Source organism: Comamonas sp. JUb58, from assembly GCF_004364775.1.
GTDB lineage: Bacteria > Pseudomonadota > Gammaproteobacteria > Burkholderiales > Burkholderiaceae_C > Comamonas.
The window spans coordinates 18,548-40,862 of record NZ_SOAL01000009.1 but is presented as its reverse complement, the minus strand read 5'-3'; the positions used below and the strand labels follow the sequence as shown (position 1 = coordinate 40,862).

General features: G+C 65.6%; 20 protein-coding genes. 12 read left to right on the top strand and 8 right to left on the bottom strand.

Going from position 1 to position 22,315, the window contains the following annotated elements:
* The first annotated feature begins 275 nt into the window (after nucleotides 1-275).
* Entirely contained in the window at nucleotides 276-2,207 is a 1,932-nt protein-coding gene (gene recQ / locus EDF71_RS11225) for a DNA helicase RecQ (protein WP_133856682.1), read from the top strand.
* Between the two features lie 63 nt (nucleotides 2,208-2,270).
* Here recQ and EDF71_RS11220 read toward each other — a convergent pair whose 3' ends face one another.
* Nucleotides 2,271-2,492, bottom strand: coding sequence for a hypothetical protein (locus EDF71_RS11220; protein WP_133856681.1), 222 nt, complete (start codon nucleotides 2,490-2,492; stop codon nucleotides 2,271-2,273).
* A gap of 49 nt (nucleotides 2,493-2,541) precedes the next feature.
* Between EDF71_RS11220 and EDF71_RS11215 the strand changes: the two genes are divergently transcribed.
* The 6 genes from EDF71_RS11215 (at nucleotide 2,542) to EDF71_RS11190 (ending at nucleotide 8,788) form a co-directional block, all read left to right on the top strand.
* On the top strand, nucleotides 2,542-3,171 hold the full coding sequence (locus EDF71_RS11215; protein WP_133856680.1) for an ATP-binding cassette domain-containing protein: 630 nt from the start codon (nucleotides 2,542-2,544) through the stop codon (nucleotides 3,169-3,171).
* Nucleotides 3,168-3,971, top strand: coding sequence for an iron export ABC transporter permease subunit FetB (fetB, locus tag EDF71_RS11210; protein WP_133856679.1), 804 nt, complete (start codon nucleotides 3,168-3,170; stop codon nucleotides 3,969-3,971). Before EDF71_RS11215 ends, fetB begins: the two co-directional genes overlap by 4 nt.
* Nucleotides 3,972-4,032: 61 nt before the next feature.
* Nucleotides 4,033-5,748 (top strand): acyl-CoA dehydrogenase family protein, encoded by a 1,716-nt coding sequence (locus EDF71_RS11205; protein ID WP_133856678.1) that lies wholly within the window; start codon nucleotides 4,033-4,035, stop codon nucleotides 5,746-5,748.
* Nucleotides 5,749-5,761: 13 nt separating this feature from the next.
* Nucleotides 5,762-7,144 (top strand): L-serine ammonia-lyase, encoded by a 1,383-nt coding sequence (locus EDF71_RS11200; protein ID WP_133856677.1) that lies wholly within the window; start codon nucleotides 5,762-5,764, stop codon nucleotides 7,142-7,144.
* Nucleotides 7,145-7,227: 83 nt separating this feature from the next.
* Nucleotides 7,228-8,184, top strand: a complete 957-nt coding sequence (locus tag EDF71_RS11195; RefSeq protein ID WP_133856676.1) for a LysR family transcriptional regulator — start codon at nucleotides 7,228-7,230, stop codon at nucleotides 8,182-8,184.
* A 175-nt stretch (nucleotides 8,185-8,359) separates the two neighbouring features.
* Nucleotides 8,360-8,788 carry a hotdog fold thioesterase gene (locus EDF71_RS11190; RefSeq protein ID WP_133856675.1) on the top strand — a complete coding sequence of 143 codons (429 nt, stop codon included), beginning with the start codon at nucleotides 8,360-8,362 and terminating at the stop codon, nucleotides 8,786-8,788.
* On the opposite strand, the gene EDF71_RS11185 is transcribed toward EDF71_RS11190, so the two are convergent.
* Together EDF71_RS11185 and EDF71_RS11180 are read right to left on the bottom strand one after the other, a co-directional pair.
* Nucleotides 8,789-9,520, bottom strand: a complete 732-nt coding sequence (locus EDF71_RS11185) for an amino acid racemase (RefSeq protein ID WP_133856674.1) — start codon at nucleotides 9,518-9,520, stop codon at nucleotides 8,789-8,791.
* A gap of 79 nt (nucleotides 9,521-9,599) precedes the next feature.
* Nucleotides 9,600-10,484: an amino acid ABC transporter substrate-binding protein gene (locus EDF71_RS11180; protein ID WP_133856673.1), complete on the bottom strand. Its 885-nt coding sequence runs from the start codon at nucleotides 10,482-10,484 to the stop codon at nucleotides 9,600-9,602.
* 224 nt (nucleotides 10,485-10,708) lie between these two features.
* Between EDF71_RS11180 and EDF71_RS11175 the strand changes: the two genes are divergently transcribed.
* A complete protein-coding gene (locus tag EDF71_RS11175) occupies nucleotides 10,709-11,926 on the top strand; it encodes a D-amino acid dehydrogenase (protein ID WP_133856672.1) in 1,218 nt (405 codons plus the stop codon).
* Between the two features lies 1 nt (nucleotide 11,927).
* Here EDF71_RS11175 and EDF71_RS11170 read toward each other — a convergent pair whose 3' ends face one another.
* A complete protein-coding gene (locus EDF71_RS11170) occupies nucleotides 11,928-12,827 on the bottom strand; it encodes a LysR substrate-binding domain-containing protein (RefSeq protein WP_133856671.1) in 900 nt (299 codons plus the stop codon).
* Between the two features lie 17 nt (nucleotides 12,828-12,844).
* A complete protein-coding gene (locus tag EDF71_RS11165; RefSeq protein WP_133856670.1) occupies nucleotides 12,845-13,447 on the bottom strand; it encodes a cob(I)yrinic acid a,c-diamide adenosyltransferase in 603 nt (200 codons plus the stop codon).
* Between the two features lie 154 nt (nucleotides 13,448-13,601).
* On the opposite strand from EDF71_RS11165, the gene EDF71_RS11160 reads away from it, so the two are divergent.
* A complete protein-coding gene (locus EDF71_RS11160; RefSeq protein ID WP_133856669.1) occupies nucleotides 13,602-13,826 on the top strand; it encodes a hypothetical protein in 225 nt (74 codons plus the stop codon).
* A 134-nt stretch (nucleotides 13,827-13,960) separates the two neighbouring features.
* Nucleotides 13,961-15,382, top strand: a complete 1,422-nt coding sequence (locus tag EDF71_RS11155) for an FAD-linked oxidase C-terminal domain-containing protein (RefSeq protein WP_133856668.1) — start codon at nucleotides 13,961-13,963, stop codon at nucleotides 15,380-15,382.
* 108 nt (nucleotides 15,383-15,490) lie between these two features.
* Here EDF71_RS11155 and EDF71_RS11150 read toward each other — a convergent pair whose 3' ends face one another.
* Nucleotides 15,491-16,777, bottom strand: a complete 1,287-nt coding sequence (locus EDF71_RS11150) for an MFS transporter (protein WP_133856667.1) — start codon at nucleotides 16,775-16,777, stop codon at nucleotides 15,491-15,493.
* A gap of 149 nt (nucleotides 16,778-16,926) precedes the next feature.
* Between EDF71_RS11150 and EDF71_RS11145 the strand changes: the two genes are divergently transcribed.
* Together EDF71_RS11145 and EDF71_RS11140 are read left to right on the top strand one after the other, a co-directional pair.
* The gene (locus tag EDF71_RS11145; RefSeq protein WP_243854264.1) at nucleotides 16,927-17,826 is read left to right on the top strand and encodes a helix-turn-helix transcriptional regulator; all 900 of its coding nucleotides are present in this window, start codon (nucleotides 16,927-16,929) and stop codon (nucleotides 17,824-17,826) included.
* Nucleotides 17,827-17,881: 55 nt separating this feature from the next.
* The gene (locus tag EDF71_RS11140) at nucleotides 17,882-18,496 is read left to right on the top strand and encodes a flavin reductase family protein (RefSeq protein ID WP_133856665.1); all 615 of its coding nucleotides are present in this window, start codon (nucleotides 17,882-17,884) and stop codon (nucleotides 18,494-18,496) included.
* Nucleotides 18,497-18,511: 15 nt separating this feature from the next.
* Here the strand turns inward: EDF71_RS11140 and EDF71_RS11135 are convergent, their stop codons facing one another.
* Nucleotides 18,512-19,141: an N-acetyltransferase gene (locus EDF71_RS11135; protein ID WP_133856664.1), complete on the bottom strand. Its 630-nt coding sequence runs from the start codon at nucleotides 19,139-19,141 to the stop codon at nucleotides 18,512-18,514.
* A 146-nt stretch (nucleotides 19,142-19,287) separates the two neighbouring features.
* The gene (locus EDF71_RS11130) at nucleotides 19,288-22,290 is read right to left on the bottom strand and encodes an S-layer family protein (RefSeq protein ID WP_133856663.1); all 3,003 of its coding nucleotides are present in this window, start codon (nucleotides 22,288-22,290) and stop codon (nucleotides 19,288-19,290) included.
* Nucleotides 22,291-22,315: the final 25 nt, after the last annotated feature.

Here is a 22,315-nt window from a genome sequence, read left to right as displayed (position 1 = left end):
ACTGGAGCGTGGCGGCCGGGCGTTATTTGCCATACCGGCGCTGGTTGTATGGCGCCATGGTGGTCAGCGTGCATCCGCACCACAAAACAGCCCGTTACCGCCCCACAAACCCCGCCCAGCCGTTGCAGCGCCCCAAAACGCGCACAATAGCGCTTTGCGCCTGCCCCGGCCACCGTCTGGGCGGCGCCACCCAGGCGGCCCCTCCGGCCTGTTGACGATACCCTGCTTGCGCGGCCCTTTCAGGGGGCTGGCACAGCTGCCTTCTCTAGCAATTTGTGACTTCCCTCGCCCACACCGTTTTGCAGGATGCCTTTGGCTATGCGCATTTTCGCGGCTCGCAGCAGGCCATTGTTGACCATGTGATCGGCGGCGACGATGCGCTGGTGCTGATGCCCACCGGCGGCGGCAAAAGCCTGTGCTACCAGATCCCGGCCATCGTGCGCCAGCAGCAGGGCCACGGCACCACCATCGTCATCTCGCCCCTCATCGCGCTGATGCACGACCAGGTCAGCGCCATGCACGAGATCGGTGTGGATGCCGCCTTCCTCAACTCCACCCTCGACTACGACCAGACCCGCGATGTGGAACTGCAGCTGCTGTCGGGCGGCATCACCTTGCTGTATGTGGCGCCCGAGCGGCTCAACACGCCGCGTTTTCTGGGCCTGCTCGATGAGCTGCATGCCATGGGCAAGCTGGCGCTGTTCGCCATCGACGAGGCCCATTGCGTCAGCCAGTGGGGGCACGACTTTCGGCCCGAGTACCGCGAGCTGACCGTGCTGCACCAGCGCTATGCCGGCGTGCCGCGTATCGCGCTCACCGCCACGGCCGATGCGCTGACCCGCGCCGACATCGTCGAGCGCATGCAGCTCGAATCGGCGCGCGTCTTCATCAGCAGCTTTGACCGCGCCAACATCCGCTACACCATCGTCGAGAAAAAAGACGCCACCGCCCAGCTGCTGCGCTTTATCGAGCGCGAGCATGATGGCGAGGCCGGCGTGGTCTATTGCCTGTCGCGCAAGAAGGTGGAAGAGGTCGCGCAATCGCTGTGCGATGCCGGCATCAACGCCCTGCCCTACCACGCCGGCCTGGGTGCCGAGCTGCGCCAGCAAAACCAAAGCCGCTTTCTGCGCGAAGAAGGCATTGTGATGGTCGCCACCATCGCGTTCGGCATGGGCATCAACAAGCCCGATGTGCGCTTTGTCGCCCATGTGGACATGCCCAAGAACATCGAGAGCTACTACCAGGAAACCGGCCGGGGCGGACGCGACGGCCTGCCCGCCGATGCCTGGATGGCCTATGGCTACCGCGACGTGGTCAGCCAGCGCAGCATGATCGACGAAAGCCCGGCGGGCGATGCCTTCAAGCAGGTGATGCGCGGCAAGCTCGATGCGCTGCTGGGCCTGGCCGAGGCCACCGACTGCCGGCGCGTGCGCCTGCTAGCCTATTTTGACGAGGTCTACGGCCAGGGCGGCGACTACGACTCGGCCCACCCCGAGGCCTCCGCCGCATCCGCCGAGAAGGCCCCGCGTTACCGCTGCGGCAACTGCGACAACTGCCTGAGCCCGCCCAAAACCTGGGACGGCACCGATGCCGCGCGCAAGCTGCTGTCCACCATCTACCGCGCCCATTCGGCCAGCCAGATCACCTTTGGCGCGAGCCATATCCTCGACATTGTGCGCGGCAAGGAAACCGACAAGGTGCGCCAGTTCGGCCACCAGCAGCTGAGCACCTTTGGCCTCTGCCAGGACTACACCGAGCCCCAGCTGCGCGGCGTGCTGCGCCAGTTGCTGGCCATTGGCGCCCTGGCCACCCACAAGGTGCAGACCGAGGCCGGCTACAGCTTCGAGACCCTCACCCTGTGCGACGGCTCACGCGCCGTGCTGCGCGGCGAGCAAACCGTGGAGCTGCGCGAAAGCACCGCCGAGCGCAGCCCCAGCAAACGCCAGCGCAGCACCAAACCCGCCGTCGCCGCGCAAAACCTGGGCCCCGACGAGCAGGTCCGCTTCATCAACCTCAAGGCCTGGCGCACCGAAGTGGCCAAGGAACACAACGTGCCCGCCTACGTGGTCTTCGCCGACGCGACCTTGGCGGCCATCGCCCAGCGCAACCCGCAGAGCCTGGATGAGCTGCAGGGCGTGAGCGGGATTGGGGTGAAGAAGCTGGAGGCTTATGGGGAGGCGGTGTTGAAGGTATGCAGCGCCGACTGATCTGAAAGCCAGCACAGCGCTGAGCGATTTCGTCAGGCTGGAGAAGCTGGCGACGGGAAGCGGTTACGGCACCGGCTTTGCCTCAAGCTCAACGCCGCCGATCGCAGCGAACAGGTCTACTACCTGAAACGCCTGCCGATCCAGAAGCACTCCGCCAGGCATTGGCAGACGCGGCCGCCCAGCCTGTCGAGCAATAAGCCCCGGCACTTCTCCACCACCGAGAGCCAGCAGCTCCCTGACCGGGAGCTGCTGGCTTTTTTGCTGGCGAGCAAAACGCTCATCCATCGCGTGCAGGGAAATCGCTCCCGTCAGCCCAGCGCTACACTCAGCCACCATGCCCGCCACCACCCCTCCCCGCCTGTCCATCCGCGCCCTGCAAAGCCCCATCAGTGGGCCCTGCTCGCTGGAGCTGGGTGCAGGCGAATGTGTCGCGGTGATGGGCGCATCGGGGGCGGGCAAATCGGTGCTGTTGCGGCTGATTGCCGACCTGGACCCGGGCAGCGGCGAGGTGCTGCTCAACGGCCAGCCGCGCAGTGCGTTCAGCGGCCCGGCCTGGCGCCAGCAGGTGATGTACCTGGCGGCAGAGCCCGCCTGGTGGGGGCCGACGGTGATGGAGCATTTCCCGCCGGGCTCCCAATCGGCGCTGTTGGAGATGGCCAGCGAGCTGGGGCTGCGCCAGGGCTTCATCGATGTTCCGCTGACCCAGCTGTCGACCGGAGAGCGCCAGCGCCTGGCCTTGTTGCGCGGGCTGCTGCGCCAACCCCAGGTGCTGCTGCTCGATGAGCCCACGGCAGCGCTTGATGAAACATCGGTGGCTGCGGTGGAGCAGTTGCTGCAGCGCTGCCAGCAGCAGGGCTTGAGTCTGCTGTGGGTGACGCATTCGCATGCGCAGGCAGCGCGCGTGGGCCAGCGCTGCATGCAGCTGGTAGACCACCAGCTGATGCCGATGGAGGCCACGCAATGAACCCGGCGATCCATCTGCAGCCCAGCGACTTGCTGGTGGGCGCGGCGCTGGTGCTGGCCGCCGCTGCCGCATCCTGGGCCATGCGCCTGCAGCTGCAGCGCCAGGTGCTCTGGGCATCGCTGCGCATGGCCGTGCAGCTGCTGCTGGTGGGCTATGTGCTGCGGCTGGTGTTCCAGCAGGCGCACCCGGGCACCACCTTGGTGGTGGTGCTGGTGATGATTGCCGCTGCCGCGCGCGAGGTAGCGGTGCGACCGCACCAGCGGCTGTCCGGCGGGGGCAACTACCGCATTGCGGGGCTGGTGGTGGCGCTGGCCAGTTTGTCGACCGTGGTGCTGGCACTGATGACCGCCGTGCGGCCCGAGCCCTGGTTTGATGCGCGCTATGCGATACCGCTGATGGGCATTGTGCTGGGCAGCGTGCTCAATGCCGCCAGCCTGGGGCTGGACAGTTTTTTTGACGGCGTGCGCACGGGCCGGGCTGCCATTGAGGCCCAGCTGGCATTGGGTGTGTCCTTCCGCCGCGCGATGGCGCCGCACACCCGTGCCGCCATCCGCCGGGGGCTGATCCCCATCATCAACCAGATGTCTGCCGCCGGGCTGATCACCCTGCCAGGCATCATGACCGGCCAGATCCTGGGTGGCATGGATCCGCTGGAAGCCGCCAAGTACCAGATCCTGTTATTGCTGCTGCTGACCTTTGCCGGCGCGCTGGCCGCTGGCGGCAGCGTACTGCTGGCCGCCCGTGCGCTGGGCGACGAGCGCCAGCGCCTGCGGCTGGACCGGCTGAACACCACGCGCTGATCGGCTTTGCCATGGGCTGGCTCCATTCATAGAATGGGCAAGCACATCTGGGAGAGCAGCCATGGCAGAGCGCAACAAGGACAACCTGGTGGATGAGCTGGTCGACTACGACCCGCTGGGCAGCGATCCGGCCTTGCAGGCGGCCCTGGCGCGTGCACAGGCCCAGGCCTGGCTGCCGGGCCTGCAACAGCATGCGCGCACCGTCGGCAGCGCGGCCTTTGCGCAGTGGGCCGACCAGGCCAACCGCCACCCACCGCAATTGCAGCAGTGGGATGCACGGGGCCGGCGCATCGACCAAGTGGAGTTTCACCCCGCATGGCACCAGGTGCTGGCGCACTACCGCGCGCAGCAACTGATCGACATGCCGTTTGCTGGCGCACCGGAAGATGCAGCCAGCGGCCGCTGGACAGCCTGGGCCGCCGGCTTTTACCTGCATGGCCAGGCAGAGGCCGGCAGCCTCTGCCCCGCAACAATGACGACGGCAGCCATCCCGGTGCTGCGCAAGGAACCCGCGCTGTGGGCACAGATCGCGCGCGGCATCAGCAGCGCCCAGCATGACGCACGTGATGCGCCAGTGACAGACAAGACGGCCTTGTGGGTGGGCATGGGTATGACCGAAAAACAAGGCGGATCGGATGTGCGCAGCAACACCACGGTGGCCTACCCGCTGGATGCCGCAGGCGGCGGGCGCGGCGCCGCCTACCGGCTGCAAGGCCATAAATGGTTTTACTCGGTGCCGATGGCCGATGCCCACCTGGTGGTGGCGCGCATGGCCAGCAGCGCACAAGACGCCCAGGCGCTGCAGGCACCACTGGCCTGTTTTTGGGTGCCGCGCTGGCGGCCCGATGGCAGGCGCAACAGCGTGCTGGTGCAGCGCCTCAAAGACAAGGTCGGCAACCGCAGCAATGCCAGCAGCGAGGTGCTGTTTGACGATGCCTATGGCCTGCTGGTGGGCGAGGAAGGCCGGGGCATTGCCACCATCATGGAGATGGCGACCATCACCAGGCTGTGCTGCGTGCTGGGCAGCAGCGCACTGCTGCGCCAAGCCAGCGTGCAGGCGCTGTGGTCTGCCCGGCACCGCCAGGCCTTTGGTGCGGCCTTGGCGGAGCAACCGCTGATGCAATCGGTGCTGGCCGACCTGGCGCTGGAGAGCGAAGCGGCACTGCTGCTGGCCATGCAACTGGCACAGGCCTTTGAAGACAGCAGCACCCCGGCCCAGACCACGGCGTTGGCCTGGCAGCGCATCATGACACCGGCGGCCAAGTTCTGGGTCTGCAAACGTGCCATTGCCTGCAGCGCCGAGGCCATGGAAATGCTGGGCGGCAATGGCTATATCGAAAGTTCTGCGCTCGCCCGCATCTACCGTGAAGCACCAGTGAATTCGATCTGGGAGGGCTCGGGCAATGTGATGTGCCTGGATGTACTGAAGGCGCTGCAGCGCGAGCCCGCGTTGCGTGATGCGCTGTGGCAGGACTTGCAGCGCATGGCAGCGGATGACCTGGCGATTGCGCAAGCGCTGCAGCGCCTGCACAGCCAGTGGCAGGCGATGGCGCAGGATGCCTGGGCGCAGCAGGCGCAAGCCCGCCAATGGGTGCAGCAGCTGGTGCTGGTGGTGCAGGCCGGCCTGATGCGGCAGCATGCGGCGCCTGCGCATGCCGATGCCTTTGTGGCCAGCCGCCTGGGGCCGCATGCCTGTTTGGGTGTGCTCGGTGCTTCTCCGCTTGCCAAGGCGCAAATCAGCGCTATCCTCAGCGCCAGTCTGCAGTTGCAAAAATGATCGGAAGCTAGCCATGGCAGTCAGCGTGTTTGATTTGTTCAAGATCGGTATCGGGCCCAGCAGCTCGCACACCGTGGGCCCCATGCGCGCCGCGCATGCCTTTGTGCAGCGCTTGCAGCGCCAAGGGGTGCTGGCCCAGGTGGCACGCCTGCGCTGCCAGCTGTTTGGCTCGCTGGGCGCTACCGGCATCGGCCACGCCAGCGACCGTGCGGTGATCCTGGGCCTGGCAGGCCACGCACCCGATACGGTGGATGTGAATGCCGTCGATGCCATCATTGCCGAGGTCAACAGCAGCCATCAGCTGCTGCTCAATGGCGAGCAGCGCATCGTGTTTGATCCCACCACCGATCTGCTCTTGATTGGCGAGGTGAGCCTGCCCTTCCACCCCAACGGCATGCGCTTTGAGGCCTGGGATGCCCGGCATGAACTGGTCGATGCGCAGGCCTACTACTCGGTGGGTGGCGGCTTTATCGTCAGCGAAGAAGCGGCCCACGATACCGAGCGCCAGCAGGCGATTGCACCGGACACCGATGTGCTGCCCCTGCCCTTTCACAGCGCCGCGCAGCTGCTGCAACTGGCGCATGACCACCAGCAGCCCATTGCGCAGATCATGCGCACCAATGAGCGCCACTGGCGCAGCGATGCCGACATCGACAGCGGCCTGCTCAAGATCTGGCAGGCGATGCAGGACTGCGTGCAGCGCGGCTGCAGCACCCAAGGCCGCCTGCCCGGTGGGCTGAATGTGAAGCGCCGCGCAGCAGGCTTTTACGAAGGCCTGACCCAGCATGCCAACACCGATCCGCTGGAGGTGATTGACTGGGTGAACCTGTTTGCGCTGGCGGTGAACGAGGAAAACGCCGCCGGTGGCCGCGTGGTGACCGCGCCCACCAATGGCGCCGCCGGCATTGTGCCGGCCGTGCTGCACTACTACTGGCGCTTTGTGCCCGGCGCCACCGAGGCCGGGGTGGTGGACTTTTTGCTGACCGCCGGCGCCATCGGCATTCTGTACAAAGAGAACGCCTCGATATCCGGTGCCGAAGTGGGTTGCCAGGGCGAGGTGGGCGTGGCCTGCTCGATGGCGGCCGCCGGCCTCTGCGCCGTGCTGGGCGGCACACCGGCGCAAGTGGAGAACGCCGCCGAAATCGGCATGGAGCACCACCTGGGCCTCACCTGCGACCCGGTCGCCGGACTGGTGCAGGTGCCCTGCATCGAGCGCAATGCGCTGGCCGCCGTCAAGGCCATCAATGCAGCGCGCATGGCCCTGCGCGGCGATGGCTCGCACATCGTCAGCCTGGACAAGGTGATCGCCACGATGCGCGCCACTGGTGCCGACATGATGAGCAAGTACAAGGAAACCTCGCTGGGCGGTCTGGCGGTGCACATCGTTGAATGCTGAGGGCCAGTGATGGCAGCCAACCTGGGTGACAGGCGGGGTCGCCCGCCCCGGGTGTGGTTGCTATCAGCGCCTACAATCGCGCCATGGCTATGCATTTTGACTTGGTAGATCTGCGCCTGATGGTGCATGTGGCAGACGCGAACAGCATGACGCGGGGGGCCGAGCTGTCGTTCATCTCGCTGCCAGCGGCCAGCACCCGCATCAAGAACCTGGAAGAGAGCATGGGCGTCAAGCTGCTCTACCGCACCAGCCAGGGCGTCACCTTGACCTTGCCGGGCCAGGCCTTTGTGCAGCATGCCCGCACGGTGCTGGGCCAGATCGAGCACCTGCGCGGCGACATGCAGGAGTACGCGCGCGGCATCAAAGGCCATGTGCGCGTGTTTGCCAACACCACGGCGCTGGGCGAGTTTCTGCCGCCTGTTCTGCGTGCCTATCTGCGCAAGCACCCGGATGTGGATATCGACCTGCGCGAGCGCCTGTCCAACGACATCATCCGCGCCGTTGGCGAAGGCCAGACCGACATCGGCATCGTCGCCGGCCAGGTGCGCACAGAAAGCCTGGTGGCGATGCCCTACCGCAGCGACCGCCTGGTCCTCGTCGTCTATGCCGACCATGCCCTGGCCCGCCGCAAGTCCGTGGCCTTTGGCGATACCCTGGAATACGACTACATCGGCCTGCATGAATCCAGCGCCATCCACGCCTTTCTGCGCCAGCACAGCGACCTGCTGCACCGTCCAATCAAGCAGCGCATCCAGGTGGGCAATTTCGAAGCCGCCTGCCGCATGATCGAGGCCGGCGTGGGCATCGGCATCCTGCCCGAATCCGCCGCCCGCCGCCACGCGCGCAGCATGGACATCCGCATCATCAGCATCTCGGACGAATGGTCCAACCGCGAGATGCAGATCGTCGTACGCAACCTCGAATCCCTGCCCTCCTTCGCCCGCGAGCTGGTGGAGCTGCTGGTCGAAGACGGCGCCAGCGGCGATGAAGGGCCGGGTGAGACGGACGGCGATAGCGAGCAGGTACCGACCAGCAATTGAGCGCACCTGCTTGAGAATCGGCTCAAAGGGCGCGCCGCTGCGTCAAAAGCTGCCACAAAGCTCACCCCAGCGCCCAGCCTCAGCCACCGCGTCATGCAGGCGGTAGGCAGGCGGTAGGCAGCCGGCTTGCACAGCGCTATGCTGTGGCATCACTTTTGTTGAGCCTGGACACCCCATGACTGCTATCTGGAAAAAGCCCATCTCGCTGGACGTGCTGCGCGACAAGGCGCGCAATACGGCGATTGAACACCTGGGCATCGAATATGTGGAGATCGGCGACGATTACCTGGTGGGCCGTGTGCCGGTGGACCACCGCACGCACCAGCCCTATGGGCTGCTGCATGGGGGGATCAGCGTGGTGCTGGCGGAGACGCTGGGCTCCGTGGGCGCCATGTTTTCCGCGCCCGAGGGCTGGCGTTGTGTCGGCCTCGATATCAATGCCAACCATATCCGGGGCGTGCAAAGCGGCTGGGTCACCGGCACCGCCAAGCCGGTGCATATCGGCCGCATGACCCAGGTCTGGCAGATCGACATGGTCAACGACGAGGGCAAGCTGACCTGCGTTTCGCGCATCACCATGGCGATGCTGGAAAACGCAGACTGATTAGGCGCCGTAGGCCACGCGCGCCAATGCCCGTGCCAGCTCCCAGGCCGGGTCGATCAGTGGCAAGCCTTGCACGCTGTCCGCGCCTGGCAAGGCCAGCGGTATTTCGGTGCAGCCCATGATCAGGGGCACATCGCCATGGCGGGCACGCATGGCCTGGGCCACGGCGGCGAAATCGGCGCGTGCCTGGTCCATGCGGTCGGCCTTCACACCCTGGTAGATGCCGCGCATCAGCAGCTCACGCTCCGCCTCTTGCGGCAGGTATACGGTGATACCGCAGGCGGCCAGCGCCTGGTCATACAGGCCAATGCGGTAGGTGCCTTGCGTAGCCAGCAGCATGCAAGACGCCTGGCCTTGCTGCTGCAGCCCTTTGGCCACCACACGCGCAATGTGCAGCAGCTGCAGCTGCGGGTAGGCCTGCTGCAGGCGGCCATGCCAGGCATGGGCGGTATTGCAGGCCACGGCCACCGCCTGGGCCCCCACGGCCTGGAGCTTGTCCAGGCCCTGGCACATCATCGCGAAGGGGTCTTCTGCGGTCTCGGGCGCCAGCAGCGCGGCGCTGCGGTCCGGTATCGGCAACTGGGCCAGCCAGTGCTCGGGGTAGCCCTGGTCGGTCACGGGGGCGCCGCTGGCCCGCAAATGGTCTGCGCAGGCCTGTACAAACAGGCGCACAAAATCAGCGCCTGCTGCTGGGCCCATGCCGCCCAGAATGCCTACGGTGTGAAGCTTCATACCCAACTCCAGAGAAAATGAAAAATGGCCCGTTGCCGGGCCATTGCAGTGCGTGCCGTGCACGACACGGGATTGTCCATCAGATCGCAGGCTTGTCGCTTTGCGCGGTCAGATTGTCCTGCAGTTCCTTGTTCATGGGCAGGCCCAGTGCCTGGTTCTTCGGTGGGATGGGCTGCATGAACCACTTGTCGTACAGCTTGGTGAATTCGCCCGACTTCATCATGCCGCCGATGACGCCATCGACGATCTTCTTGAAGGCAGGGTCATCCTTGGGCAGCATGCAGGCATAGGGCTCGACTTGCAGTGCATCGGCCACCACTTCGTAGGCCGCTGGGTCCTTGGAGTTGGCCTTCAGGCCGTACAGCAGGATGTCGTCCATCGCAAAGCCGGCTGCGCGGTCGTTCTCCATCAGCAGGAAGCCGTCGGAATGGTCCTTGGCCAGGGTGATGTTGATGTCCAGCTTCTGGTCGGCGCTGTACTTGCGCACCACAGGCAGGTTGGTGGTGCCGGTGGTGATGGCCAGGGTCTTGCCCTTCAGATCAGCCCAGTTCTTGATGCCGGCGCTCTTCTTCACTGCCACGCGGGTGCCGGTGTAGAAGTAGTTGATCGCGAAATCCACATCCTTGTTGCGGGCGCTGTTGTTGGTGGTGGAGCCGCATTCGAGCACGATGGTGCCGTTCTGGATCAGCGGAATGCGGTTGGCCGAGGTGACCGACTGCCACTTGACCTTCAGGTCAGGCTTGCCGATTTCCTTGCGCACGGCATCGGCCACGGCGTTGGAGATGTCCACCGAGAAGCCGATGGCGTTTTGGCCACCGGAGAGGTAGCTGAACGGCACCGAGGATTCGCGGTAGGCGAACGTGATTTCGCCCGAATCCTTGGCCTTGGCCAGCACATCGGCAAAGGCCGAGGGCAGGCAGGCAACAGCAGCGGCAGCACAGACCAGCGACTTAACAAACTTCATGGTGAACCTCCTTGAATCGAACAATATGAACAGTGTAGAAACCAGCACTTTGTTTCAACAATGCCTTTTTGGGACAGCCCTATAACGCTTGGTTATGGTGCATGGCATACCGCACAGAGGCGGAACCGCTGTACCTATAAGCAAATGGCATGCCTGTTGCCCATTTTGCTATGCGACAGGCGGTTTTCAAGCGCCTATATTTAAGGGTTTTCAGGGGGTGTTCCATGCAGGTTTGCATTCTGGGTGCGGGAATTGTGGGTTTGGCTGCCGCCTATGAGCTGCACCAAGCTGGGCACCAAGTGACCGTGGTTGACAAGGCATCCCACGCCGGCAGTGGCACCAGCATGGGCAATGGTGCGCAGCTGAGCTACAGCTATGTGCAGCCGCTGGCCGACCCTGGCATCTGGAAGCAGCTGCCCAAGCTGCTGTTCAGCAGCGATTCGCCGCTCAAGTTCCGCCTGCAGGCCGATCCCCAGCAATGGAAATGGGGCCTGGCTTTTTTGGGTGCCTGCAATGCCGACCGTTCTGCTGCCAGCACCCGCAGCTTGCTGCAGTTGGCCGCCGTCAGCCGCCAGCGTTTTGAGGCCATGCAGACCCAGGTGGGTGGTGACTGGGACTACAGCAGCACCGGCAAGCTGGTGCTCTACCCCAGCGATGCCGCCGTGCAGTCGGCGCGCCAGCAGCTTGATGTGCAAAGCCAGCTGGGCAGCGCGCCGCAGCGCATCGTCAGCCCCGATGAAGCCGTCGCGCTGGAGCCCGCGCTGGCAGCCTACCGCAGCCAGTTTGCTGGCGCCGTGCACACGCCCAGCGAATGCGCCGCTGATTGCTACCAGGTCTGCCGCCAGCTCGAAGACTGGTTGCGCCAAAAGGGGGTGAAGTTCATCATGGACACGCCCATCCAGCGCCTGCGCCGCGAAGGCGGCAAGATCGCCGCGCTGGAGACGGCGCAGGGCGATATCGAGGCCGAGCACTTCATCGTCGCGCTGGGCGTGGACAGCGTGGCGCTGTGCAAGCCGCTGGGGGTGGATCTGCCGGTCTACCCGCTCAAGGGCTACAGCATCACCCTGGACGTGGCGGCCGCAGGCCACAAGGCGCCGACAGTGAGCATCACCGACAGCGCGCGCAAGGTGGTGTTTGCGCGCATTGGCCAGCGCCTGCGCGTGGCCGGCATGGTGGAGCTGGTGGGCCACGACCTGCGCATTCCGCAGGACAAGATCCAGAGCCTCTGCGCCTCCACCGAAGCAGTGTTTCCCGGTTGCAGCGATTACGTCCAGGTCCAGCCCTGGGCCGGCCTGCGCCCTGCCACACCGACTGCCGTGCCGATTGCGCAATCGGCGGGCGCCAGCAATCTCTGGATCAACACCGGCCATGGCGCGCTGGGCTTTACTTTGGCCTTTGGCACCGCGGCACAGCTGGCCTACGACATCGGCCAGACCGCCTGAATCAAAGCTGCGCTGCCAGCACCTTCTGCATCTCGCGCGTGATCGCCTTGACCAGCAAGGACTGCGGCTGCGAAACCGCGCGGATCGCATTGACCGGCACCTGCAGACCGGGCGCCAAGGGCAGCACATCGACCTTGCTCGTATCGGCCGACAAGGCGGTGCAGCCATCGACCATGGCCACGCCCAAGCCGTGGTGGGCCATCGCCAAGGCCGTGTGGTAGGTCTGCACGGTGACAAAGTGGTCCAGCCCGGCATTGGATTCGCGGGTCAGCTGACTCAGCAGCATGCCGACGGGGTCCTGCGCATCCAGGCTGATGGTGGGCACGCCGGTCAGGTCATCGAGCGAGAGGCTGCCCGCGCGCAGCTTGAAGGGCGGCAGCATGCCCTTGGGCACCACGCAGACCATGGGCACGCGCGCCAGGCTCTCCTGCTGCAGGCTGGCCTGCTGCACATTGCTCAGCACAAAGCCGACATCGGCCTCCTGCATCATCAGCGCCGAGACGATCTGCGGCGAGTGCAGCGACTGCAGGCTGACCCGGACATTGGGGTGTTTTTGCTTGAACTGCGCCAGCGCCCGGGGCAGCACCTCATGGCTCAGCGCCAGCACGCTGGCAATGCGCAGCTCATCGCCGTCGCGGCCCTTGCGCAGGCTGTCGGCCAGGCGCTGTACCTCTTCGAGCTGGGCAAACAGCTTTTCCATGTGCGGCAGCAAGGCCAGCGCCTCGCTGGTCGGCGCCAGCCGGCCCTTGCTGCGCTGGAACAGCGCAAAGCCCAGCTGCAGCTCGGCATGCTGCAAGGTGCGGCTGACGGCTGGCTGCGAGATATTGATGAGGCGCGCCGCAGCGCTGACGCTGCCGGTGTGCATCACCGCGTTGAAGACTTCGATATGGCGCAGGCGCATGGGCGGTGCCTCGCGGGTCAGCGGCCAGCGCCGATGTTGCTGCCGCCAGGCCCATCCTCGGCCTGCATGCGCGCCAGCCGCGCGCTCTTCCAGTACACGTCGTCACCGCCATCGACGCGGTTGAGCACCCGGGCCAGCACAAACAGCAGATCGGACAGGCGGTTGAGGTACTGGCGCGGCGCGGGGCGCATGGCCTCGTCCTGCTCCAGCGCCACCACCATGCGCTCGGCACGGCGCGCCACGGTGCGGCAGACATGGGATTGCGCCGCAGCGCGCGTGCCTGCGGGCAGGATGAATTCGGCCAGGCGCGGCAGCTGTGCGTTGTAGTGCGCCAGCGCGGTATCGAGCTGCAGCAGCGCATCGTCCTTGAGCAGCTCGTAGCCCGGCATGGACAGCTCACCGCCCAGGTTGAAGAGCTGGTGCTGGATGTCGATCAGCAGCTCGCGCACATCGGCGGGCAGCGGCTCGCACAGCAGCAGGCCGATATGGGAGTTGAGCTCATCGACATCGCCCATCGCCTGGGGGCGGCCGCTGGCCTTGGAGACGCGGCTGTTGTCGCCCAGGCCGGTGCTGCCATCGTCACCGGTTCTGGTCGCAATTTGGGAGAGACGGTTGCCCATGGGTAATCCTTGTAAAGCGGCTGTGAATCTCCGCCTATTTTCTGTTACCGGCGCGGTAAATATGTAGCCGAGGCAACACTAAGCAAAAATGATAGCAAACAGCGCCGATTCCGGGTTCAATAGAGCCATGTCTGAATGACGAAAGGATCTACAGATGTCTGGCAAGTTTTTCGCCCATTCCTTTGACGCCCGCAGCGTGATGCTGTTTGCATCGATTGCGGTCACATCGGCAATGGCCAGTGCCCAGCCGCTGAGCAGCAGCCAGCAGCGCATCGGACAGGCCGCCAGCGGTAGCCGCATTATCCAGGTGGACCGCCAACTGGGCCCCAATGACCCGCGCCGCCACCAGGCGCGCCAGCCGGTCAAAAAGTCTCTCTGACCGGCGCCCTCGCCGGTTCTCCCGAACTCTCCCTCTCCCCGCTACGGCGGGGTTTTTTCATGCCCGGCTGCAGCGCAGCGGACAGCGCTGAAAAGCGGGCGGTGCTATTCTTGGCTCCCGCCCTGGAGAACCTGATGAACGCGCCCACCTCCCCCCACATCCTGGCTGCTGCGCAGCGCCCCATTCCCGATGCCTTCATGGCCGCGCTGAGTGCCCGTTTTGGCAGCCAGTGCGTGACCTCGCAGGCCGTGCGCGAGCAGCATGGCCGCGACGAAGGCTCGATCACCGCACCGCCACCGGCCGCCGTGGTCTATGCCGAATCCAGCCAGGATGTGCAAGATGCCGTGGCCCTGTGCCACCAGTACGAAGTGCCCGTCATTGCCTACGGCGCCGGCTCCTCGCTGGAAGGCCATCTGCTGGCCGTGCAAGGCGGCATCAGCATCGATGTGAACCGCATGAACCAAGTGCTGTCCATCGACACCGAGGACCTGACCATCACCGTGCAGCCGGGCATCACCCGCAAGCAGCTCAACGAGGCGATCAAGGACACGGGCTTTTTCTTCCCGATCGACCCGGGCGCTGACGCCTCCATCGGCGGCATGGCATCGACCCGCGCCAGCGGCACCAATGCCGTGCGCTACGGCACCATGCGCGAGAACGTGCTGGCGCTGGAGGTGGTGACCGCCAGCGGCCAGCTGATCCGCACCGGCAACCGCGCCAAGAAAAGTGCGGCCGGCTACGACCTGACGCGCCTGATGGTGGGTAGCGAAGGCACCCTGGGCATCTTTACCGAGATCAGCCTGCGCATCTACCCACTGCCCGAGGCGGTGAGCGCCGCCATCTGCTCGTTCCCGACCATTGAAGCGGCCGTGCGCACTGTGATCGAGACCATCCAGATGGGCATCCCGATTGCGCGTGTGGAGCTGATCGATGTGAATGCGGTGCGCATGGTCAATGCCTACAGCAAGCTCGATCTGCGCGAGGAACCGATGCTGCTGATGGAGTTCCATGGCTCGCCCACCGGCGTCAAGGAGCAGGCCGAGATGGTGCAGGACCTGGCCAGCGAACATGGCGGCAATGCCTTTGAGTGGGCCGAGCGCCCAGAAGACCGCACGCGCCTCTTCACCGCCCGCCACAATGCCTACTTTGCGGCCGTCTCCAGCGTGCCGGGCTGCCGCTGCATCACCACCGATACCTGTGTGCCCATCAGCCGCCTGGCCGATGCACTGCTGCAGTGCGTGACCGAGGCCGATGCCAGCGGCATCCCCTACTTCCTCGTGGGCCACGTGGGTGACGGAAACTTCCACTTCGGCTACCTCATCGACCCGGACAACGACAGCCAGCGCGCACAGGCCGAGCAGCTCAACCACCAGCTGGTGCAGCGCGCCATTGCGCTGGGCGGCACCTGCACCGGCGAGCACGGCATTGGCGTGCACAAGCAGGGCTTTTTGCTGGAAGAGGCCGGCGAAGGCGCCGTGGCGATGATGCGCGCCATCAAGCAGGCGCTGGACCCGAAGAACATCCTCAACCCGGGCAAGATCTTCCAGCTGGGCTGATCGTCACCCTCCACGAAGCCAAAGGCCCGCGCAACCAAGCGGTTGCGCGGGCCTTTTAACGCCTTCTGGCGGTTTTTTTGCTGCTACCCAGGGGTGGGAGCGTCGTCCTTATGCAGGCACCACAGCCGCCTTCTGCTTGCGTGCGGCGACTCCTGCGCCGACAAAGCCGGCGGAGACCACGCTCAGCACCATGCCCACGGCTGCGCCAAAGAACACGCCGGCGTTCATGTGGTGGTCCAGCATGTAGCCAAACACCGGGGCGGCCAGGCAAAAGCCCAGATCCAGGCCCGAGTACACGGTGCCATAGACCCGGCCGGTGGCGCCCGGCGGCGCAGCGCGCTTGACCAGCATGTCCCGCGAAGGGCCGGCCAGGCCGGTGCCGATACCGGCCAGCGCCGCCACGCCCAGCGCCACATAGCCGGGCAGCCAGCCGGTGCCGACAAGCGCCAGCAAGATGCCGGAGAACAGCAGGCAGGCGGAGATGACTTTCTCCAGCCGCTCCACCCGGCCCACCAGAAAACCGCCCAGCACCATGCCGGCAGCGCCAAACAGCATGTAGCCCGTCACCACATAGGCGGTGATGCTGGCGGGCAGCCCATAGAGCTGCTGCAGCGCGGGGCTGGAGAAGGACTGGATGGCGCTCATCGCGCAGGTGGTCCAGAAAAAGAAGGAGAAGCACAGCCAGACCGATGGCAGCTTCAGGAAGGCCATCGGGTGCTCCTGCGGGCCAGCGGCAGCACCGGCGGCCTTGGGCGCGGCGCTGGCCAGGCTGACGCGGTCATCGAGCGCATCGCGATTGATGACCATGATGGTCAGGATGATGGCCGCCAGCGCTGCACCGCAGAGGCAGGCCATGCGCCAGGAGCCGGTGGCCGAGGTGATGCCGGCCATGAACACCGGCGCTGCGGCCCAGCCCAGGTTGCCCGAGAGCCCATGCACCGAGAAGCCATGGCCCAGGCGCTGGGGCGAGAGGCGCTTGTTGAGGATGGTGAAATCCACCGGGTGGAAGGGCGCATTGCCCAGGCCGGCAAAGATGGCGGCCAGCATCAGCTGCGCATAGCTGTTGGCGGTGCCAGCAATGACACCGGCCACGGCAAAGCTGCTGAGCGCGGCAAACATGATGGGGCGGGCGCCAAAGCGGTCCACCACAAAGCCGGCCAGCGCCTGGCCTACGCCCGAGACGATGAAGAAGGCCGACACCAGCACGCTGAGCTCGGAGTAGCTGAAGCCGAAGTCCGCAATCAGCCAGGGAAACAGCGGCGGCAGCAGCAGATGGAAGAAATGCGAGGAGCCATGGGCCAGGCCCACCAGGCCGATGGTGCGCGAATCCTGCCGCAGGCTACCCAGTGCGCTGGGGTCCGGTGCGGCGTTCGATGTTGTTGTGTTTGTTGTCATGGCAGCGATGTTATCCAAAGCCCTGTCGGCATGTATGCGACAGAGGGACGATTACTATCGCCAATGTGCCAAGCTGCAATGCCTGGCCCCTTCTTGCGCCACCATCACCACCGTCAACCGCCTTGCGCGCTGCCGCCATGACTTCTGCCGTGACTTCCCCCTTGCCCCCACCGGCACGCGCTGCCGCCGGTGGCGACGCTGCCAGTGCCCGCCGTGCCTGGCTGTATGTGGATTCGCTCACACCGCATCTGTTTGTGCCCACCGCCGATCGCCCCGTGCGCGCCAAGCTGCGCGAGCTCAGCGGCGACACCCAGGTGCTGCCCCACCAGCATGCCTGGGCGCAGCTGGCCATCTCGGTCACCGGCACGGTGCACCTGCGCGTGCCCTCGGCCACCTTTGTGGTGCCGCCCCGGCGCGCGCTCTGGATTCCGCCTGGCGTCGAGCATGCGGTGACCCTGGTGGAGACGGCCGAGCTGCGCACCCTCTACATCTACCAGGCCGAAGGCCAGTGCGGCCCCGGCCCGGGCGACAGCGCCCCCAACCTCTGGCGCCGCTGCCGTGTGCTGGAGGTCTCCGAGCTGATGCGCGCCCTGGTCTGCGACCTGTCCACCGAGCCCGATGATGGGCCGGCACCCAGCGCCGAGCAGCTGGCGCGCGAGCGCCATGTCAGCGCGCTGCTGCTCGATGAGCTGCGCCAGGCGACCCAGCTCGATCTGCGGGTGGACATGCCGCGCGACAAGCGCCTGCACAGCCTCTGCCAGGCCGTCATGGACGACCCGCTGGCGCATGACAGCCTGCAGGCCTTTGCGCACAACAGCGGCGCCAGCCCACGCACCATTGCGCGCCTGTTCCGCCAGGAGCTGGGCTGCACCTACCTGCAGTGGCGCCAGCAGGTCATTCTGGCCAAGGCGGTGGAGCTGGGTGCCAGCGGCCTGGCCATTGGCCAGATCGCCGCCGAGCTGGGCTATACGCCCAGCGCCTTCAGTGCCATGGTGCAGCGTGCCTGCGGGCTCTCCCCGGTGCGTTTTCTGGGCATGCAGACCCGCTAGGCATCTGTGCCATCTGCAGCCGTTTATCGCTTTCCCACACTGTCATTCCCCCACCATGCCCCTGCACAGCTACGAACCCGGCCAAGGCCATCGCCTGCCCCATGACCCCTTCAACGCCATCGTCGGACCGCGCCCGATCGGCTGGATCTCCAGCATCAGCAGCAGCGGTGTGCGGAACCTGGCGCCCTACAGCTTCTTCAACGCCTTCAACTATGTGCCGCCCATCGTCGGCTTTGCCAGCGTCGGGCGCAAAGACAGCCTGAACAACATCGAGGCCACGGGCGAGTTTGTGTGGAACCTGGCGAGCGAATCGCTGGCCGAGGCCATGAACCAGAGCTGTGCAGCCGTCGGCCCCGAGGTCGATGAATTTGCACTGGCAGGCCTGGCCACCGAGCCATCGCACTTGGTGCGCCCACCCCGCGTGCAGGCCAGCCTGGTGACCATGGAATGCCGCTGCACCCAGATCGTCCAGCTGCAGACCGCGCAAGGCACGCAGGTGCCCACCTGGCTGGTGCTGGGCGAGGTGGTGATGGTGCATATCGACGAGCAGCTGCTGCAGGACGGCATCTACCAGACGGCAGCGGGCCAACCGCTGCTGCGCGGCGGTGGGCCGGGCGACTATTTCACCATCAGCGAGGCGGGCAAGTTCGTGATGCACCGGCCCAAGTGATGCGGCAGGCAGGCCTCAGTCGCAGCGCATGCCGGTAGCAGCCGCAAAGCTGCCCAGCGACCAGCCCTGGCCGAGCAGAAACATGCGGGTGCTTAGCGGATCGAGCCGCTCGGGCGCCACGCGGTCGCCCAGGTAGTGCATTTTCTTGTTGTTGATATCGACATAGCCCAGCCGGTGGCTGGCAGCGAGTTTGTGCCAGAGCGCATGCGCGCCGGGTGACTGGCGCGCGCCTGTGACCAGGCACAGGCCTGCATCGAGCGCCCAGCGGTAGATGCAAGAGGCCAGGCCCCTGCGCTGGTAGGCGGGGTCATAGCGGCTGTGCGGGCCGCGTATGTAGCGGTCGGCGCGCTTGTCCAGCTCGATCAGGCGGTTGAAGACGGTGAAGCCGGCAATGCGGTGCTCCAGCTGGTCTTCGACATAGACATAGAACTCGCCATCGGCGCTGCGGTAGCGGATGGCAAAACGGGGGTCGGACAAAGGGATCTCGGGCAGGCCATGGAGCCTGTCGCCGGGGGTGTGGATGCGATCGTGGATGGAGGCGCATTCGCCTTCGAGTTGATGGGGTGGAATCGGGCTCACATCGATGCGCAACTCCACCGGTCGGTACAGCCAGGATGCCCAGAAGGGCGGTATCGCGAGGTTCATGCCAAAACTCCTGCAGTTGAAAACCCGGCAGGTTAGCCCCGGCACCATTTCGCACGCAAAGGGTGCGATATGCGACCGCCTCACAGGCCCGCAAAAAAGCCCGCCTGGTTACCCAGGCGGGCTGTCAAAGTGCAAGGCCTTGCGGCTTATTGCACACCCAATGTCATCGATGAGGTAGAGCGGTTGCCAATTGCCACTGCAGACGAGCGGTTACCCGACACATTGATGCCGCTGGTGCCCGGTACACCGGAGGCGCTGTAGCTGCCATTGACCACGGCCGACACGTTGCCGCTGTTGACCTGGTTGGAGGTGAGTGCCGCACTGGCCATTTGCTGGCCCGGCAGCGCAGACACGTTCACCACGTTCTCCGCGTTGTTGCCCACGGCCGTGGCGCTGGCAATGTTGCCGCTCAAGTTGAGCGAGCTGCCACGGGTGAAGCCATCAGCGTTCAGGCTTGCGGTGGCCACCACAGTGCCGCTATTGGACTGCGAGTTGAGCAAGCCCACACCCGAGCCGCTGTTGAGCGCTGTGCCCACACCCACTTGCACGTTGTTGAGCGAGGTATTGCCTGCCGCTACGGCCGAGGCCTGGTTGCCGGTGGTGGTGATGTTGCCGTCAAGACGGTTGGCAGCAGTGCCGCCTGCCTGCAGGCGGGTGGTCGCGCTCACTGCACCGGTGTTGCCCTGGGTATTGGCCAGAACGGCCAACTGGTCGCTGGCCTGCGTGCCGGCAGCCAGGGTCAGCTGGTTGTTGGCGACGTTGGCACGCGCCATGCTGCTGGCCTGGTTGCCGGTGATGGTGGTATTGCCGCTGGCATCGGTAGCCACACTGTTGCCACTGAGGATGTCCATCTGCGTGGTTGCCGAGGTCTCGCCTGCCGAGGTCTGCACGCTGCCCAGCAGTGCCGGCTGCAGGCCGCCCGTTCCCAGGGTGCTGACGGCGTTCATCTCCAGGCTGTTGACGGCCTGGTTCTGGCTGGCATTGGCGCTGAACTGGTTGTTGCTCACCACCAGCTCATGGCCACCGGCACGCGTGGTGTCTGCCACGGTATTGCCATCTGCCCCCAGGTTGACCCAGGTGAGCGATTGCGCATTGCCCGACGACACGTTTTGTGCGTTGTAGAGAACGGCCCCGGAGCTGCCATCGATGCGGCTGCCGGCCATCGAGACCTGGTTGTTCGCCTGGTTGACGATGGCATCCGAAGCGCCCTGGTTGCCGGTGACAGTGAGGCTGCCGCCCGAGGCCGTGTCGGCACGCAGTCCGATCAGCATCGGGGCTGGCTGGGGCGCAGGGCTGACGTTGATGAAGTCTGCGACCGTGGCACCGACATTGCCGGCCTGGTGGTCCTGCACATTGACCACGATGGCGCCAGAATCAACCACACCATTGGTCGCATTGATGCGGGCCAGGTTGTCGGCCTTCTGGCTGGCAGCGCTGGCGCTGAACTGGTTGCCACTGACCACCAGGGTGGAATTGGTGGCGCTGGTAGTCGCTACGCCCACCAGGTTGGAGCTGGCGCTGGCTTCCACTTCGCCGAAGGCATGGCCCTGCGTGTTCATCACCACGGCGGCCGATTGCGTCACCGTATTGTCGGCACCCAGTTGGGCATCGTTGGTGGCGGAGGCGGCCGTAGCGTCAGCGCTGACCTGGTTGCCGCTCACCGTCAGGCTGCTGCCAGACAGGCTGGTCGAGCTGCTGCCGATGCGCGTTGCGCCAGCACCGGCCGAAACGGCACCGCCAGCATTCACCTGGGTATTGGCCGTGGTGGCCAGGCTGCCCGCAATGTTGCTGGCGCCTGCACGGGTCTGGTTGCTGGCGCTGGAGCCCTGGGCCTGGGCTTGTACCAGGTTGCCGCTGACGCTCATGGTGTCATTGCTGCTGTCCAGGGTCTGCACGCCCAGCGACAACACATTTGCACCCGCAGTGACGACGGGCGAGACCAGGGTCTGGGAATTCGTGGTCTCCAACACGGCACCGTCGATGCTGCCTGCAGCAGTCACGGCCGTGCGGTTGCTGCCGCTGTTGCCATCGGCTTGGGCAGTGACGCTGTTGCCGGCGACGCTGTAGCTGTTGTTGGCCGAGCCAGGCTTTTGGTTGTCGATGCCCAGGGTGGTGGCCGAGCCTGAGGCGAGGACAAGACCGCCATTGCCCTGGGTCGCCGTGGTGGCCAAAACCGTACCGGGCGCCTGCACCACATCACCCGATGCCGTGATCTGCAGCGCGCTCGTCTGCTGGTTGCCGCCAGCGGAGGCTTGCACCTGGTTGCCGCTCACGCTCAGGGTGCTATCCGTCATGGGCTGGTTGGGGGTACCCTGAACCCGGATACCCAGCAAACCACCGACCGAGCTGATGCCAAAAACAGGGCCCGTGGCCACTTGGTCAACGGTACTGCTGGCATCGGCTCCCACATTGACGCTGCTGCCCTGCACCTGGATACCCGCCTGGGTGGTGTTGGCCTGGGCGCTGGCATCGACCTGGTTGCCCGAGACACTCAGCCCCAGGTTGTCCATGGCATTGGCGGGGTTGGCACCGCCGGTCTGGTTCAGGCGAATACCCACTTGGGTCAGGGAGGTGGTGCCAAACACCGCGCCCGTTGCCGTCTGGCTAACCGCAGCCGTCGCCGGGGTGCTCATGTCCACCGCTGTGCCGGTGATCCGCATGGTGCCGACCGCCGTGCTGCCGATCGCGGTGGAGGTGGCTTCGTTGTTGCTCACGCTGGCGGTATCACCATCGTGGTTACCGATCACATTGGCGGCATTGACGCCGACCATGCCCGTGGTGGTGCTGCTGACGGTGCCACTGACCTGCTGGGCAATATCCACCGTGGGCTGCGTCAGCGGCTGGTTGTTGATGGTCAGGGCGGCAGTCGCACCGGTGGCAAGCCGGTGCTGGTTGCCAATGGCCAGCGCATCCACGCCGTTGCCGGTCACCGCGCCATTGCTGGGGAAGTTGGTGTACTGCACGGTGCTGGCGTTCGATGCATTCACCGTGCCAGTACTGGTCTGGTTTTCCAATGGCAGCACGCTGACAGGGCCGCTTTGGTTGCTCTGCGCCAGCGCCACGCCCGAGGTGGCAGCGATCAATGCGGCCGCAGCGGCCAGTGGAGCCAGGCGTGCCCGGCGAAGAAAGGTTGGGTGCTTGTGGGACATGACTGTCTCCTAGTGGTACAGGGAG

What these genes read in the sequence shown, in the direction of transcription:
- EDF71_RS11220 (WP_133856681.1), bottom strand. Translation starts at nt 2,492, where the DNA reads ATGGATGAGCGTTTTGCTCGCCAGCAAAAAAGCCAGCAGCTCCCGGTC.
- EDF71_RS11215 (WP_133856680.1), top strand. Translation starts at nt 2,542, where the DNA reads ATGCCCGCCACCACCCCTCCCCGCCTGTCCATCCGCGCCCTGCAAAGC.
- fetB (WP_133856679.1), top strand. Translation starts at nt 3,168, where the DNA reads ATGAACCCGGCGATCCATCTGCAGCCCAGCGACTTGCTGGTGGGCGCG.
- EDF71_RS11205 (WP_133856678.1), top strand. Translation starts at nt 4,033, where the DNA reads ATGGCAGAGCGCAACAAGGACAACCTGGTGGATGAGCTGGTCGACTAC.
- EDF71_RS11200 (WP_133856677.1), top strand. Translation starts at nt 5,762, where the DNA reads ATGGCAGTCAGCGTGTTTGATTTGTTCAAGATCGGTATCGGGCCCAGC.
- EDF71_RS11195 (WP_133856676.1), top strand. Translation starts at nt 7,228, where the DNA reads ATGGCTATGCATTTTGACTTGGTAGATCTGCGCCTGATGGTGCATGTG.
- EDF71_RS11190 (WP_133856675.1), top strand. Translation starts at nt 8,360, where the DNA reads ATGACTGCTATCTGGAAAAAGCCCATCTCGCTGGACGTGCTGCGCGAC.
- EDF71_RS11185 (WP_133856674.1), bottom strand. Translation starts at nt 9,520, where the DNA reads ATGAAGCTTCACACCGTAGGCATTCTGGGCGGCATGGGCCCAGCAGCA.
- EDF71_RS11180 (WP_133856673.1), bottom strand. Translation starts at nt 10,484, where the DNA reads ATGAAGTTTGTTAAGTCGCTGGTCTGTGCTGCCGCTGCTGTTGCCTGC.
- EDF71_RS11175 (WP_133856672.1), top strand. Translation starts at nt 10,709, where the DNA reads ATGCAGGTTTGCATTCTGGGTGCGGGAATTGTGGGTTTGGCTGCCGCC.
- EDF71_RS11170 (WP_133856671.1), bottom strand. Translation starts at nt 12,827, where the DNA reads ATGCGCCTGCGCCATATCGAAGTCTTCAACGCGGTGATGCACACCGGC.
- EDF71_RS11165 (WP_133856670.1), bottom strand. Translation starts at nt 13,447, where the DNA reads ATGGGCAACCGTCTCTCCCAAATTGCGACCAGAACCGGTGACGATGGC.
- EDF71_RS11160 (WP_133856669.1), top strand. Translation starts at nt 13,602, where the DNA reads ATGTCTGGCAAGTTTTTCGCCCATTCCTTTGACGCCCGCAGCGTGATG.
- EDF71_RS11155 (WP_133856668.1), top strand. Translation starts at nt 13,961, where the DNA reads ATGAACGCGCCCACCTCCCCCCACATCCTGGCTGCTGCGCAGCGCCCC.
- EDF71_RS11150 (WP_133856667.1), bottom strand. Translation starts at nt 16,777, where the DNA reads ATGACAACAAACACAACAACATCGAACGCCGCACCGGACCCCAGCGCA.
- EDF71_RS11140 (WP_133856665.1), top strand. Translation starts at nt 17,882, where the DNA reads ATGCCCCTGCACAGCTACGAACCCGGCCAAGGCCATCGCCTGCCCCAT.
- EDF71_RS11135 (WP_133856664.1), bottom strand. Translation starts at nt 19,141, where the DNA reads ATGAACCTCGCGATACCGCCCTTCTGGGCATCCTGGCTGTACCGACCG.
- EDF71_RS11130 (WP_133856663.1), bottom strand. Translation starts at nt 22,290, where the DNA reads ATGTCCCACAAGCACCCAACCTTTCTTCGCCGGGCACGCCTGGCTCCA.